General features: G+C 70.0%; 13 protein-coding genes and 1 pseudogene. 6 read left to right on the top strand and 8 right to left on the bottom strand.

Features of this window, described 5'->3' with window-relative positions; genetic code table 11:
- Both DLJ49_RS19575 and DLJ49_RS22240 read left to right on the top strand, forming a co-directional pair.
- Positions 1-473 (top strand): annotated as a pseudogene (locus DLJ49_RS19575) (integrase core domain-containing protein); the annotation flags it as partial.
- Positions 474-577: 104 nt separating this feature from the next.
- The gene (locus DLJ49_RS22240; RefSeq protein WP_199533455.1) at positions 578-988 is read left to right on the top strand and encodes a hypothetical protein; all 411 of its coding nucleotides are present in this window, start codon (positions 578-580) and stop codon (positions 986-988) included.
- Here the strand turns inward: DLJ49_RS22240 and DLJ49_RS19570 are convergent.
- From DLJ49_RS19570 to DLJ49_RS19535, 7 genes are all read right to left on the bottom strand, one after another.
- Complete coding sequence (locus DLJ49_RS19570) at positions 949-2,217, bottom strand: IS256 family transposase (protein WP_115395208.1); 1,269 nt, start codon at positions 2,215-2,217, stop codon at positions 949-951. The two genes, DLJ49_RS22240 and DLJ49_RS19570, sit on opposite strands and share 40 nt — an antisense overlap.
- 307 nt (positions 2,218-2,524) lie before the next feature.
- A complete protein-coding gene (locus DLJ49_RS19565; protein WP_233489294.1) occupies positions 2,525-3,622 on the bottom strand; it encodes an alpha/beta hydrolase in 1,098 nt (365 codons plus the stop codon).
- Positions 3,619-5,280: an alpha/beta hydrolase gene (locus DLJ49_RS19560; RefSeq protein WP_115395207.1), complete on the bottom strand. Its 1,662-nt coding sequence runs from the start codon at positions 5,278-5,280 to the stop codon at positions 3,619-3,621. The genes DLJ49_RS19565 and DLJ49_RS19560 overlap by 4 nt, the downstream gene beginning before the upstream one ends.
- A 34-nt stretch (positions 5,281-5,314) precedes the next feature.
- Positions 5,315-6,358 carry a mechanosensitive ion channel family protein gene (locus DLJ49_RS19555; RefSeq protein WP_115395206.1) on the bottom strand — a complete coding sequence of 348 codons (1,044 nt, stop codon included), beginning with the start codon at positions 6,356-6,358 and terminating at the stop codon, positions 5,315-5,317.
- A 333-nt stretch (positions 6,359-6,691) separates the two neighbouring features.
- Positions 6,692-9,112 (bottom strand): mechanosensitive ion channel family protein, encoded by a 2,421-nt coding sequence (locus tag DLJ49_RS19545; RefSeq protein WP_115395204.1) that lies wholly within the window; start codon positions 9,110-9,112, stop codon positions 6,692-6,694.
- Between the two features lie 64 nt (positions 9,113-9,176).
- Positions 9,177-10,025 (bottom strand): SDR family NAD(P)-dependent oxidoreductase, encoded by an 849-nt coding sequence (locus DLJ49_RS19540; protein ID WP_199533454.1) that lies wholly within the window; start codon positions 10,023-10,025, stop codon positions 9,177-9,179.
- Positions 10,022-11,023, bottom strand: a complete 1,002-nt coding sequence (locus DLJ49_RS19535; RefSeq protein WP_158547523.1) for an NAD-dependent epimerase/dehydratase family protein — start codon at positions 11,021-11,023, stop codon at positions 10,022-10,024. Before DLJ49_RS19535 ends, DLJ49_RS19540 begins: the two co-directional genes overlap by 4 nt.
- A gap of 217 nt (positions 11,024-11,240) precedes the next feature.
- Here DLJ49_RS19535 and hdhA point away from each other — a divergent pair, with 217 nt between their 5' ends.
- The 4 genes from hdhA to DLJ49_RS19515 all read left to right on the top strand — a co-directional run bounded on the left by hdhA (position 11,241) and on the right by DLJ49_RS19515 (position 14,215).
- On the top strand, positions 11,241-12,008 hold the full coding sequence (hdhA, locus tag DLJ49_RS19530; RefSeq protein ID WP_115395202.1) for a 7-alpha-hydroxysteroid dehydrogenase: 768 nt from the start codon (positions 11,241-11,243) through the stop codon (positions 12,006-12,008).
- Positions 12,009-12,073: 65 nt separating this feature from the next.
- Positions 12,074-12,865: an SDR family oxidoreductase gene (locus DLJ49_RS19525; protein ID WP_115395201.1), complete on the top strand. Its 792-nt coding sequence runs from the start codon at positions 12,074-12,076 to the stop codon at positions 12,863-12,865.
- 120 nt (positions 12,866-12,985) lie between these two features.
- Positions 12,986-13,453 carry a hypothetical protein gene (locus DLJ49_RS19520; protein WP_115395200.1) on the top strand — a complete coding sequence of 156 codons (468 nt, stop codon included), beginning with the start codon at positions 12,986-12,988 and terminating at the stop codon, positions 13,451-13,453.
- 279 nt (positions 13,454-13,732) lie between these two features.
- Positions 13,733-14,215 (top strand): helix-turn-helix domain-containing protein, encoded by a 483-nt coding sequence (locus tag DLJ49_RS19515; RefSeq protein ID WP_115395199.1) that lies wholly within the window; start codon positions 13,733-13,735, stop codon positions 14,213-14,215.
- Between the two features lie 5 nt (positions 14,216-14,220).
- On the opposite strand, the gene DLJ49_RS19510 is transcribed toward DLJ49_RS19515, so the two are convergent.
- On the bottom strand, positions 14,221-14,643 hold the full coding sequence (locus DLJ49_RS19510; protein WP_115395198.1) for an alpha/beta hydrolase: 423 nt from the start codon (positions 14,641-14,643) through the stop codon (positions 14,221-14,223).
- Positions 14,644-14,717 lie beyond the last annotated feature (74 nt).

Genomic DNA, 14,717 nt, shown 5'->3' with positions numbered 1-14,717 from the left:
GGGTTTTCGTCCGCATCTACACCGCGAAGACGGCGGCGAACGCGCGGCGCTTCCTGCGCGACCTCGACCGCGCCGCGCCGATGAAGATCACCCGTGTTCTCACCGACAACGGCAAGGAGTTCACCGACCGGCTGTTCGGCCTGCGCAAGCGCGCCGCGACGGGCAACCACGAGTTCGATCGCCTCTGCGCCGATCTCGGCATCGAGCATCGACTCTCGCCGCCGATGCGGCCGCAAACGAACGGCATGGTCGAGCGCTTCAACGGCCGGATCGAGGACGTCCTGCAAAGCCACCGCTTCCGCTCCGGCGAGGACCTCGAGCAGACCATCCTGCGCTACGTCCGCCTCTACAACGGCCAGCTCCCGCAATCCGTCCTGAAAGGCCGAACGCCCATCGAGGCGCTCAAGGACTGGCATCGCCAGAAGCCGGAACTATTCAAGAAGCGGCCGTACAATCACGCGGGATGCGACACGTACAGGAGGAAAGCTCTGCCCTCGAGAGCGGCAAGGTCGAATTGGCCGGCCGGTCTGACGAACTCGCAGCTCGGGAAGCGCGGCTTCGAGCGGAGAAGAGGGCAATGGCGCGCGGGCGCCATGCGGTCGAGCAGGAAGAGATCGTGTATCGCCCGCGCGATGGCGACAAGCCTGAGCGCCTCACGACCGGCCCGAACGCACCCCAAGACGCCCGCGCTCGTAGAAAGCTGGCGGAGGTGGTACAGCCGGCGGCGCGATGGCTGTTGGGCCTTGCCCGGAGTTTCTGGCGCGCGAAGAAGCGCGAGCGGGAGGCCGAGCGCGATCTCGCGGAAGCGCGGCGCGCGGCGACTCTGGTGGCCGAACAGCAGCAGGCCGCCGGCCTTGTCGTCCCTCGCTCCGTCGCTGAGATGGTCGTGTCTCGGATCTGGTGGAAATTCTCGAACGGCGTTCTTCGGGCATGGCGATTTCGGCCTGATCAGGCGGCCTGGTCAAGGGCGAGGGGCTCGATGGGCTGAGAGAGGGTCTCCCAGCCGTCGACCTTGCGCATGGTGATCTGGCCGGAGGCGAGCAGGGCCCAGAGCAGCATGGGCACGGTCTCGGCGCAGGGCAGGACGGTCTGGGTCTTGATGCGGCGGCGGAACTCCTCGTTCAGCCGCTCGATCGCGTTGGTCGTCCGTGCCGATCTCCATTGCGACGGGTCGAGCCGGGTGAAGGCGAAAAGCCGCTCGCCGGCTTCCTCGAGGCTGTCGGCGACTGCCCGGCACTTCAGGCGCCATTTGCGCAGGAACGCCTTGCGGCGGGTCTCCACCTCGGCGGCGGTCTCGGCGTAGATCATGTCGCGATAGTCTTCGGTGAGTTCGTCATGCATCGCCTTCGGCGCGTGGCCGAGAAGGTTGCGGTGCTTGTGCACGGTGCAACGCTGGATCGGCAGCTCGGTGCCCCACAGCGCGGTGAGCGCGGCCTCCAGCCCCGGTGCGCCGTCGACGATGACGAACTCGGGTCGCCTGAGGCCGCGCGCGTCGAGATCCTCGAGGTGAGGACGGACCGTGGCCGCGGTGCGGCCGCGAAAGCCGCCCGAACGGCGCCAGGCGGCCGTGCTCTCTCCACCCATATTCCTGATGGAAAGCAGCACCTTCTGGCCGTCGCGGCGCACGCCGACGGCGGCGAGCACCGAGATGTCGGTGGCCTTCCTGTCGAGCCGCGTGCGGATCACCGTGCCGTCCAGGATGAGACCAACGACATCCTCGTCGGCCAGACTGCGCGCAGACCAGGCGTCCCAGTCCACCTTCACCTTGCGCCAGGCGCGGCTGACCACGTCCTTGCCGACAGCGCCTTCGAACAGCCCGAACAGCGCGCGCTTGACCCGGCGCGTGTTGGTGCCGGCGAGATACACCGGCGTGATCAGCGCCTCGGCCTTCCTTGTCAGTCTCTTGTAACGGGGCAGCGCCTTCGACCGCCATTCCGTCACCTTGCCGCCCTCGTCCTCGATCCGGGCGCGCGCCACCCGGACCGTCTCCGTCCCGAAGGTGCCGGTGATCTGGCGCTCTCGGTGCCCGTGGCGATAGCCCTTCGCGGGGCCGTCGCCCCGGCCGTAGCGGAACCGTCCGAGGAAGCTGGCCAGCTCCTCCTCGAACACGGCTTCGATCGTGGCGCGCACGTTTGCCCGCAGGCGCTCCTCGATCGGGTCGAACCCGGCCTCCTCGGCCAGTAGCGCAGAGGACGCGGTGTCGGTAATCTGGTTCATGGCGTGATCTCCCTGGCGGTTGCCGCCGCCGGTTGGGTGGGTGTCAGTTCACCCGGAGATTACGCCGCCCTCCAATTTCCACCAACTCCGCGACACGACCGCCGCGCATTGCCGGGCGCCGTCCCGGACATCAGCCTGAGATAGATCGAGGCCCGGGCCGGACCTGCCCGACCGCGCCGTCGAGGCCGGGCAGACCAGTGACCGGACCGCGCCGGCACCGGAAGGTTGGACGCGGCGCACGCGGGCCGTCCGGTCGGCCCCGGCCGGTCAAGCTCGCCTGTTTGGCGGTCGTTGTCCTCGGCCACGGTCATCGCGCGGGGCGCAACGCCCACAGATTGCGGCCGCGGGCGACGAGGCCGTCGCGGTCGGCCGCGCGCCGGCCGGCGTCCAGGAGCTGGCGCAGGTCCGCGCCGACCTGACGATCGTGGATGTGGTAGAGGTGGCCGCTCGGGCTGCGCACGGGCAGCGCGCTCACGTCGATCACGTCCACGTCGCCGAGGGTGGCGACGTCGTTGCCCGTCTCGCCCAGCCGCGGATAGCCGTGAAGCTGGGTCGACAGGGCGAGGGGCCGGTCGGCATCAGCCACGTAGACGGTGATGCCGCGCACCATCGGGCGGATGCGGGGGAGCATCTTGCGGAAGATGTCGAAATCCATGTCGGGCGCGAGCAGGACGAGCTCGCCCAGGCGCAGGTCGGGCTGGCGGGCGGCGATTTCGTAGAGGGCCAGCACCACGCCCCGCGCGCCGAGGCTGTGACCTGCGAGATCGACCTCGCGGTCGGCGAAGGCCGCCGCGAGGGCGGTGATCGTGTCGGCGAGGTCCGGCACGCTCCAGTAGAGGTCCGCCTCGTCGCGCGTGTAGTTGAGCAGGGCGCCGTCCGAGGGCCAGCTGAACCACAGCATCCGCCCCGCGAGCCCCGCGTTCTCCTGGAAGATCGTGGCGCGGCGGCAGCCCTTGTCGAAGTCGATGTAGAAGCCGTGCGTGTAGAGCAGCGGCGCGCGGTCACCCGCGCCGGCGCGCAGCTCCTCGAGGATGGCGGCACGCGGCCTCTCGCGGACCTCGCTCACCCGCAGGATCTCGTCGGGCACGTGGAAGGGCGCGGCCTCGGCCATCGGGGCGAGCATGTCGATCCTGCGCTCGTCGATGCCGCACCAGCCCGCCTTCGGGTCGCTGCGCGCCTCGCCGTAGAAATCGGCTGGCGCCGCGGCCCCGGTCCGGTCGCGCAGGGTGACGTAGGGCACGCCACGCTCGGGCGCGGCCCCCTGCCCACGCTCCTGTGCGGTCGCCGGCGCCGCGGCGCAAAGGGCGAGGAGCGCGGCGAACAGGGCGGGGCGCGCGCGGCGCCGGCGCAAATGCCGGCGCGCGGCCCCGGCCGGGACAGGGGCGTGGGGCATGCGCACGCTCATTCGTTCGTGCAGCCCTGCTGGAAGCCGTTGTCGCAATGGGCCTTCAGCCGCTCGGTGTCCTCCGCCGTCCACCCCTCGGGGGCGGTCACCTGCACCCAGGGCTCGATATAGTCCTGCGCATAGTAGGAATGGCCGTAGCCCGCGGGCGTGGTCGTCGACAGCGCCATGTCGATGGCAAGCTGGAACTGCGTGACGACGGGCACGAAGCGCAGATGGGGCGAGACGCCGTGGCCCGGCGGCTCGCGCATCCAGGTCGGCGCGCGCCAGAGCGAGGCGGGCTCGTAGAACACGATCGGATCGCTGGGGTATTGCAGGAACATCAGCCGCATGTCGCCCCACTCGGCTCCCTCGGAGCCGTCGGCCACGTGGGAGGCGTAGCGCACCAGCGCGCCGTCGCCCACCTCGGGCAGCACCCACGGCGTGCCCTCGTTGCGGGCGTTCTGCACGTAATTCCAGAAACTCGACGGGAACGGCGGGCCCGCCCAGAGCGCGCCGTCGATGCCGTCGTTCACCAGCCGGAACAGGTTGGTCGCGTACATCGACGACCACGCCCCAAGGCTGAGGCCGTGGATGTAGAGGCGCGGGCGGTCGCCTGCGGGCAGCGTCTTCCAGTAGTCGTGGATCGTGGCGACGGTCGCGGTCGCCTGCTCGAGCCCCGTCTGCGTCTCGAAGATCAGGGCGAGGGGCGATTGCAGGTAGGAGTACTGCACCGCGACCGTCGCGATGTCGCCCCCGTGCATGTAGTCCAGCGGATCGTGCGAGCCGGGATCGAGCCAGCCGGTGCCGGTGGGGCTGGCCACCACCAGCACCTCGCGCTCGAACGCGCCGAGGCGGAGGAGTTCGTCGAGGGCGAGTTGCGCCCGCGCCTCGGCCGTCGAGGCGTTGGCCCGCCCGACATAGACGCGGATCGGGTCCAGCGCCTCTGCACCGGTGAAGGCGGCGATCGCCTCGCCGTCCGGCCCGCCGGTAACGAAGTCGCGCCCCGGCTGGCCCATCGCCTGCCAGCCGATCAGAGAGTCGGGGCTGCCTGGAAAGCGCGGATCGGTCGGCGCCGGCGGCGCGTTCTCGAAGAGGTTCTGCGCGGCCTCGTAGCTTTCGTCGAGAAGCGCGAGGACGGCGGGCACGAGACGGTCCCGCGTCAGCCCGAACAGCACCAGCACCACGACGAGCACGCCGAGGACGTTCGCCCGCCGCGGCGGCATCACGCGGTAGAGCGCGGCGCGCACGAGCCGGAAGAGGAGCTGCACCGCCACCCCGATCATGTAAAGCACGAGGAAGACCGCCAGAACGATCAGCCCGACCTGCAGCCAGTGCCCCCCCTCGGCCGCCTCGAGCCCCATGCGCAGGCGCAGGTCGTCCTGCCATCGGACACTGGCGACCGCGGCCCAAGCCAGCACGCCGAGCACCGCGACGGTCGTGACCGTGCGGGCAAGGGCGGCGGCCCGCCCGCGCATCCGCGGAAGGTCGGCCGCCAGCCACAGCGCGTCCACGATCCGGCCCAGAAGATAGCCCAGCGCCATGACCAGCCCCCCGAGCACGCCCTGCACCACCGGGCCGCGGGGGATGAGCGACGGCGTCAGCGACGCGGCGAGGAAGAGCAGCGCCAGCAGCAGGCTCGGCAGCGAGAGATTGGCGAGAAGGGCACGGGCAAAGCTCATGGGTGCGGTCTCCGTTCTGGTCCGGCTGTGCCGCTCACGGTCGGTGGTGGGCCCCGGATGCTGCAGTATCGGCCGGATCGAGCCGAATGTCATGGATCGGCGCAGCCACCTCGAGGCCAGCCGCGCGAAGGGCGGCGTGCATTTCGAGATAGAGCTCCTCCCGGCCGGCGAACATCGCTGGATAATCGGGGAAATGGACCCAGGCGGAATAGGTGTAGGGGCGGATCGAGCCGTCCTTCAGCCGCACGACAGGGGCCGGCGTGCGCAGCACGCTCTGGCAGCGCGACACGGCCTCGGAGAGCAGCGCGATCACCTCTCGCGGGTCTGCCGCGCCCGAGACGCGGATATCGAACCCTTGGGCATAGGTCTGGCCCGCGCCCCGGAGGTTCAGGAAGCGCTGGCGCGACAGCATGGCGTTGGGGATGACATACATACCCCCGTTCATGCTCTGCAATTGCGTCGACCTCCAGTTGATATCGACGACCACCCCCTCCGACCCGTCGTCGAAGCGCAGCCGGTCGCCCGTCCGGAACGGCTTCTCGATGCTCAGGGCAAGGCCCGAGAAGAAGTCGCCGAGGGTCTGCTGCATCGCGAAGGCGAGGATCGCGGCCACCGCCCCGGTCGAGACGTAGAGCTTGGTCGGAGAATAGTTGTTGGTGATGAGGAACAGCAGAAAGCCCGCGAAAATGCAGGCCGCGAACAGCGTGGTCCTTGCGATGCGCGACATGGGCCTTTGGCCGCCGTCCGCCCTCTCTTCGATCCGGGCCGCGACGATCCGGGCGGCGCCGTAGCCGAAGGCGAGGAACACCCCGAGATGGGTCAGACCCTCGACGAAGGCCTGCCATTCGCCAAGGTCGTAGTCTCCCAGCGTGGACGCGACGAGATATCCGGCCGCGTAGACGCCCGCGGGCAAGAGAACGAAGTCGAGGATCGCCCCGCCCCGGCGGTATCGTCGCAGAAATGCCCGGACGACGCGCACCTGCCGCGCCAGCGTCCAGACCAGGAACAGCGTGACGACGAGTGCCGCGCTCAGTTGCCCGGCGTTGAGGATCGAACCGGAGGATGGGTCGATGTTCATGGGGCCGGGCCGGAATGCACGAGTACGCCTCGCGGCGCCGCGGTGCGGGCGCGCAGGACGGCGTGCAGGGGCGCGGCCGCGAGAGGGCGCGAGGCGGCACGGCCCGCTCCGGTCAGATCGATGATGGGCCTGTCCAGCCCGGGCGCATTCCCTACCGGGCGGAGCCTGCCGAACCCGTGATCGTCCCTGGTCGGGCGGGCCGACAGCCGCGGCGCCCCGTCCTCGCGCAGGGCGCGGATGACGGCGCGGTCGCCCATCGCGTCGGCCAGACGGCGAGCTGAAGACGCGGCCTGGCCTCCGGGCGGACGGAGTGCAGCCGAGGCCGACATGCGCCTACCCGCTGCCTTCGGCGATGGGCGCGGTCTCGGCATTTTCGGCCGCCTCCGATCGTGGCTCCGCCGGCAGGACGCGGGGTGGCTCGGCGGCGCCGGCCATATGGACGGTGCGGGTAGGGAAGGCGAACTCGACGCCCACCTCCTCGGCCAGCGCGACGATGTCGAGGACGATGGCGTGCTGCGCATCGATCTGCGCGCCATAGCCGTAGACCTTGAGGTAGAACATCAGCTCGATGTCGATCGAGGAGGCGCCGAACCCCTTCAGCCCGACATAGAGGTCGTCGCGGTCCATGCGGGGCTGCTCCAGCAGCACCTCCTTGAGGCGCTTCACGAAGGTGTCGAGCCTGTCGCGGGGCGTGTCGTAGGTCAGGCCCACGCTCATCACGATCTTGCGGCGGCGCCGCTTGCCCCAGTTGGAGATGGTGCGGTCCGACAATTGCGCGTTCGGCACGTTCAGCACCGTGTCGTCGAGCGAGCGCAGCCGGGTCGAGCGCAGGCCCACCTGCTCCACCGAGGCCAGCGTGCCGTCGAGCTCGATCAGGTCGCCCCGCTGGAAGGGCCGGTCGGCCATCAGGATGCCGCCGCCGAGCAGGTTCGACACCGTGTCGCGCGCGGCGAAGGCGAGCGCGACACCGCCCACCCCGAGGCCCGTGAGCACGCCCTCGTAGGGCAGGCCGACCACGTCGGCGGCCGCGATGATGGCGCCGATCACGATCAGCAGCTTCACGAGCCCGGTGCCGAGAGAGGCCGCGATCTCGTCGACGTAGTGGGTCGTCTTCTCCGCGCGGGCGAGGAACCAGCCGCCAATAAGCCCGGTGAGGCGATAGGCCAGCAGGGCCAGAGCCACGACCACGAACAGCCCGGCTACCGTGCTCACCGCCGGCAGGCCCATCTGCGTCAGCCCCAGCCGCAGGACCGCCCAGGACAGGATCACGGCGGCCGCGAGCAGCCCCGCCGGCAGCGCCAGCCGCCCGAGCCCCGCCGCGCCGTCGCCCAGGCGCGCCACGCCCCGCAGCGCCGCCCCGATCCCGACCACGGCGGCGGCCGCGGCGACGAAGGCGGCGGCGAGGCCGAGCCATTGCCACAGCTCCAGATACCCCCGGTCGACGACGAGGCCGGGCGCGGCGGCGCGCACGGCTTCGCGAAGACGGAAATAGGGCGACAGGGCCTGCGGCTCCTCGAGGCCGGGGATGGCGGGCAACTCCTGCATCGCCTCCAGCAGCGCCGGCGCCGCGGCCAGCGTGGCCGAGGCGATCTTCCACCGCTCGGGCGGCGCCGCGCTCCCGTCCTCCGGGGCGGGCGCGGGCACCCGCGCGATGGTGATGTCGCCCACCGGATGCTGGAAATAGACGAAAGGCACGCTGCGGTCGGGGTCGTCGGGGATTTCCTGCCAGACGACATAGGCGATCCTGTCGAGGATGCGCTTGAGAAAGTCGGCGTAGATCGGCCCTTCCAGCTCGTGCAGCCGCTCTGGGATGTGCGACAGGTCCATCACCGCCAGCGCGCGGGCGCGGCCGCCCTCGTCCCAGCTGTTCGCGCCCTGGATGAACTCCCGCATCACCGTGCGGGGGGAGTTCGCCCGCGCCCGGTCGAGCTCGGCCATGCTCTCGTGGCCCATCGCCTCGAGGAAGCGACCCCGCACGGCGGCCAACGCCTCCTGGTCGGGCAGGACGAGGCGCCAGCGGCCAAAGGCATCCCGCCGGAACTCGAGCTCGGTCGTCTCGGGCACGGCGGCCGGGCCGACCGCGAAGCGCAACCGGTCCTCATCCGGCGTCTCCGGCGCCTCGGGCACGTCCATGATGCGCAGGGTCGACATGTCGAGGATGTCGAACATCATCGTGCGGCGGCTCGCCCGGTCGCCGGCGTTGGTCGACGGGCCGGCATAGCTCACGAGGTTGCCCACCTGCCGCAGGGCGCCCGCGTCGCCCGCATAGGTGGCCACGTTCGCCGCGATCAGCAGGCTGCGCAGCGTCTCGCGCGGGGTCGCGTTGCCGAGCCGCCAACGGCTGCTGCCGTCCTCGGCGTCCTCGCGGAAGCCGTTCCAGTATTCGCCGTTGCCGAAGCGGCCGGTCAGCACCTGCCCGTCCTCCGACAGGGCGAAGACGAACGCGCCCGACGCGCCCGGCTGCGCCCATGTCCCGCGCAGGACTCGGCCCTCGACCGTTCCCTCGACGGTGCCATCGTCGGGCTGGTAGCTGCCTGTCACGCGGTCGCCCTCCTGCGACAGGCTCAGCACGGCGCTGCCCGTGCGCCAAAAGGTCTGCCAGTCGCCAGAGAAGTCGGCCGGCTGGGCGCGCAGCGCCAGAGGCGCCAGGAGCAGGCAAAGGGTGCCGATCAGCAGAATGATCCGGCGGTTGGACGTGATGCGCGCCATGGCGATGCTCCCGGTCAGCACGCGCAGCTCTGGCCCGGACGACATGCGGCGCAAGCTCCACCCTGTCCGCAGCTCGGCCCCCCGTGCGCGTTTCCTTTTGCCGCGCCTGTCAATAGGCTGTCCACCCCCCGTCCGACGCGATGAGGGCCCCGGTCAGGTAGCTGGCTTCGCGCGAGGCGGCGAAGAGGATGACGGCGGCCTGCTCCCACGGCGTGGAGGACCGCGCGATCAGGGCCCCGGGCTTGACCGCCGGGCGCGGGGACGACGCCCCGCCGGAGGGGACGGTCGCCTGGCGTTCCTTGAGGAACTCCATCGCGCGCTCCAGCATCGGCGTTTCGGTCGGGCCCATGTTCACCGAGTTGCAGCGTATGCCGTATGGGGCGTAGTCGATGGCGACGGAGCGGGTGAGCCCGTTCACCGCGTGCTTGCTCGCGACATAGGCCGGCGTGCCGGCGCTGCCGGTCAGGCCCGTGGTGGAGCCCACATTGACGATGGCCCCGCCGCGTCCCTGTTCGACCATGCGCGCCGTCTCGGCGGCGCAGGCCAGCATCGTGCCGATCACGTTGATCTCCATCGTGCGGCGCAGATACGCGTCGCTCGCCAGATGGATCGGCGCGGGTTGGCCGTCGCGGCCGCCATCCATGACGCCCGCAGCGTTGATGGCAATGTCGAGCCCGCCGAAGGCCTCGACCGCGGCTCCGACCATCGCCGCGCAATCGTCACGGCTGGTGATGTCGGCGCCGATCCCGATGGCGCGGCCGCCCTCGGCAAGGAGGCCCTCGGCCGCCTCTTTCGCCGCCTCCGCGTTTATATCGCACAGAACCACCGACGCGCCCTCGCGCGCCGCCCGCGTGGCGCAGGCCAGCCCCATTCCGCCCGCGGCGCCGGTCACGAGCATCGTTTGCCCGGCGAAGCGTCCGGGGGTGAATGTTTCGGGTGCGACGGGAGCGTTGGTCATGCGGGTTTCCTGAGGCACGCGGGCCCCTGGCCGCCATGCGCCTGCGTGGCAAGAACGGTCTCCCGGATGGCGCGGGCGATGTCGTCCGTGCCGTAGCCGAGGGCGTCCATGGCCGGGGCAGGGTCGAGGAACAGCTCCTCCTCCTGCCAGCGGGCGACGTCGAGCGGATCGTAGCCCGTTTCCATGCCGGCCTCGGCGAGGCGGGTGCGCTGCGCCTCGGCGGCGGCACGCTCCCGCTCGGGGTCGGCCGGCACCAGCGTCGCCGTGATGCCGAGCGCGTCGGCGAAATGCCGGTAGATCGCGCGGTAGGACAGGTTCTCGCCGCCGATCGCCCAGGCGGCGGACGGGCCGGTGCGGTCCACCGCGCCAGCGGCGGCGGCAGCCACCTGAGCTGCCGTCACACAGGCCGTTCCGCCGCCGGGCACCGGAACCGGCCCCGGCGCCGCCACCTTGTCCATGAGAAAGCCCCAGAGGGTGCCGCGGCCCGGCGCGCCACCGAAGATGTAGGGGAGTTCCAGCACCTCGACGCCAATATCGTCGCCTGCGAGGTCGAAGGCCACGTCCATCTGTTCCTGACGGGAGAGGGGATAGGGATTGCGGGCGAGGGTGACGAGCTCGGGACGCTCGCGCGCAAGTGCGGTGTAGTAGGACCCGAAGATCACCAGCTTCGTGGAACCGGCCGCGCGCATCGCGGGCACCAGCCGGCGGATCGGCGCGGCGTTGTGGTGGCGGTACGCCTCGATGACGGGCGCGCTGCCGGAGAACCGTCCATCGGCGCCGGCTGCGTACAGAACGGCTCCGCCCCCCTCCAGCAACGAAGCGAGCTCCGCGTCCGTGCAGGTCTCGACATCGCAAATGGCGGAGGTCACGCCATCCGGCATCGTGCCGGGCGCAGGCGGCGCAAGGCCGGCTGCGAGGACGTCATGCCCGCGCGCCGCGAGGTCCCGGCAGGTGAAATAGCCGAGAAACCCGGTGCCGCCGATCATGACGATGCGCATGGCCGCCCTCCTGTTTCCCCGGCCGGCCGCGGCCAACATTCGCGGCAAATTTCCACGTCGAACTCCGCGTGCGCAAGCACACAGGCGCCCGGAATGGGCGGCCAGATCGCTCCAGGATTACGACCGCTTCGCCCAAAGTGAGCGGTCGGATGCTTCTTCCGGAACGGGCGATTCAGTACCACTGACGCAACGCAAATCAGTCAAGGACACGCGCAGGATGTTCGACCCCCAGAAGTTCCGCCTCGACGGCCAGGTGGCGCTCGTGACCGGCGCGGGCGCCGGCATCGGGCGCGGTATCGCCGAGATGTTCGCGGGCGCAGGTGCCGCCGTCGTCGTCAGCGACCTCAAGCAGGAGACGGCCGACGAGGTCGCCAAGGGCATCACCGAGGCCGGCGGCAAGGCGGTGGGCCTCGCCTGCAATGTGACCAAGGAGGAAGACCTGCAGGCGGCGGTGCAGGCGGCGATCGACAATTTCGGCAGCCTGTCGATCCTGGTGAACAATGCCGGCGGCGGCGGGCCCAAGCCCTTCGACATGCCGATGGAAGACTTCCGCTGGGCCTACGAGATCAACGTCTTCGCGCCCTTCCGCCTGACACAGATCGCGGTTCCCCACATCGAGAAGGCCGGCGGCGGCGCCGTGCTCAACATCTCGTCTATGTCGGCCGAGAACAAGAACGTGCGCATGGCGTCCTACAGCTCGTCGAAGGCCGCGATCAGCCACCTGACGCGCAACATCGCCCACGACCTCGGGCCGAAGAAGATCCGCGTCAACGGCATCGCTCCGGGCGCGATCCGCACGGCGGCGCTGGCCACCGTGCTGACGCCGGAGGTCGAGCAGACGATGCTCAAGCACACGCCGATCAAGCGCCTGGGCGAGCCCGCCGACATCGCGGGCGCCGCGCTCTATCTCTGCTCGCCCGCGGCGGAATGGGTCAGCGGGCAGATCCTGACCGTGTCCGGCGGCGGCGTGCAGGAACTCGACTGACGCGCGCCCACGGGACGCATCCTAATCGGGCCCGCCCAGCCCTCACCGAACACAGGGAGATCCCCATGAGCTTCGACGCATTCGCCGATTTCCGCATGGACGGCCACAACGTCATCATCACCGGCGCTGCGCAGAACATTGGCGCACAAATCGCCAAATCGCTCTCGGCAGCCGGCGCGAAGGTCATGGTCTGCGACCTGCAGGCCGAGAAGTCCGCCGACACGGCCTCGGACATCGCCAGGGAGACCGGCAACGAGGTCCTGGGCATGGGCTGCGACGTGACCAAGGACGAGGACATCCAGGCCGTCGTGGACGCCACGGTGAAGGCCTTCGGCGGCGTCTCCACCCTCGTCAACAACGTCGGCTGGGGCCAGCGCCAGCCCGACCGGACCGCGATCCCGAGGGAAGAGTTCCTGAAGTCCTACGATCTGAACACGGTCAGTGCCTACCGGATGAGCATGGCCTGCCTGCCCTATCTGGAAAAGGCCGAGAACGCCACGATCACCAATTCCGGTTCATTCTCGTCGGCCGTGCCGGCAGCCGATATCCTGCCCTATGGCACGGCGAAGGCCGCGCTCAACCAGATGATGGTCTCGCTGGCGCACATGCTGGCGGCCAAGGTGCGCGTCAACTCCGTGCTGATCGGGACGGTCATCACCCCGGGCTACGCCGATGCCGGCGTCACGCCCGAAATGCAGGAGAAGCTGGCGCATCCCGACAACCTGACCGGGCGGGCGGGCAAGATGGAGGACATCGCCAACGCGATGCTCTATCTGACCTCGCCGGCGTCGAGCTGGGTCAGCGGCCAGATCATCAATGTCCACGGCGGCGGCCACGTCGTGCGTCTCTTCGGCTGAGGAAACGGGGCGGCGGCGCGCCTGCACGGTACGCGCGCCTGCCCTCGACAACGCCGGTCCGCGGCGATCCGGCCGCGGGCCTGCCCTGCGCGGCATGCCGGTGCACCATAGGAGATCAAGATGTCGTCGACCGTCCAGTCCGCGCCCAGCCAGCCCGAGATCCCGAAGGGTGCCGTGATCAATGGCGTGATCAATGCCGTGATCAACGGCGGCATCCAGGTCTTCCTGCTGCGCGGGTCAGGCCCCATGCCATTGACGGTGGACTCGATCGGCACCGAGACGCACACCGTGCTTGGGTCCTCCGTGCCGCTCGCCGTGTCTCTCGCGATGATCCTCACGGCGGTGGCGCACTGGACGACGAAGGGACCCAAGAAGCCCTTCGTGCCGACGACGCTTTGGCTGGTGATCAAGCATGGCCTGTTCGCCTTCGGCGCCGTCGTGGCCGCGGCGGTGGTCTGGCAGCGCACCGTCGGGACGGTGGAGGTCGGGCTCGGCATGGCGGTGCTGATCCTCGGCCTGGTCGCGGGCATCGTCGCGGCCGTCGTGAACTACATGACGATTTCCGCCATCGTGGAGAGGCCCGACTGACCCGCCGGGATCGCCGGTTCGTCGGATGAACAGGCAGCGCGGCGTGCGACGGGCGGTCGGCTGACTTCGGCACGGGGGTGAGCGCCATCGGCACGCGACCGCTCCCGACGGACAATTCTACCCGAAAAATCAGGGGCTTGCCGGCCATCGCAGCAGCGACAGCGTCATCTCCCTCTGGCGTGGAAGCGTTATTGGCCTGACCGAAACGGTTGCCACATTGATCAAGATCCTATGTAAAGCCGCGCAAATTACCCCAAGGAAGACCGCGGGGAAGAACGCGTGGCGCCTGACCGCATCAACGAGGAATGGGTCCGAAAGCGGCTCGATACCCTGTGGCCCGTGCACACGGCCGGATTCGCGCGCCTGCTCATCGCCCTCCGGCCCCTGTTCGACGGCGATCTCGACGCGCTGCTGATCCTCGTGACGCTCACGCAGGGCGTCGAACTGGAGGATTGGGAAGACGCCCTCGTCGGCACGCGGCGGAAGCGTGCGACCCGGAAGCGCTCGACGAACACCACGTCGATCGCCGACGTCACGGGCATCCCGCGCGAAAGCGTACGCCGAAAGCTCGAAGCGATGCGGGCGAAAGGCTGGATCGAACGCGACCAAAAGGGCGCCTGGCAGGCCTGCCCCAAGGTCGCCGAGGCGCTGGAGCCAGGAACGCGGGCGGGCATCTCCTACCTCCGCACGCTCCTCGTCGCCGGCCTCGATCCGCCGAAGCCACGCCCTGTCCCGGCCGAGAACGACCGCGACGAAGACTGACGCCCCTATCTCAACCCGGCCTCGACCGCGGCGACCGGGGCCAGCAGGATCGCCGTGGCGTCCTGCGCGATCAGGACGGTGCCGGGCACGAGCCCCGACTGCCCCGACGTGCTGTCCGCGATGCCGCGGCGCACCGCCTCGGTCTGCCGCAGGAACGAGATCATGGTGGGCGACGTCGCGGCGGCAAGGTGGCGGGAGGCGGCATCGTCCGCGCCGGTCAGGTCGATCACGGTCACGTCCAGCCCGGCCACTTCGTCGACCGAGCGGATGTTGCCGAGCCGATCCTCGTGCCCGGTCAGGCGGGCCGACAGGCGCAGCGCCGGGTCCTCCCGCGAGGCGAAGATGACGAAAGGATCGGGAAGATTGCCGATATCCGTAAGCGGCAGCTCGGTGCCCTCTCTTCCTGAGGCGAGGTTTGCTTGATCCATTTAACCCTGATGTTGCGATGGATGGGACGTGAGCTTTGCAGGAAAGTGCGCAGCTTTTGTTGGCCGGGGGCACG

Origin of the sequence: Rhodovulum sp. 12E13 (assembly GCF_003340565.1) — a bacterium.
In the GTDB taxonomy this organism is placed as follows: Bacteria; Pseudomonadota; Alphaproteobacteria; order Rhodobacterales; family Rhodobacteraceae; genus HLUCCA09.
Note: the sequence above shows the minus strand (reverse complement) of the source record. Positions and strands in the feature narration are given on the sequence as shown.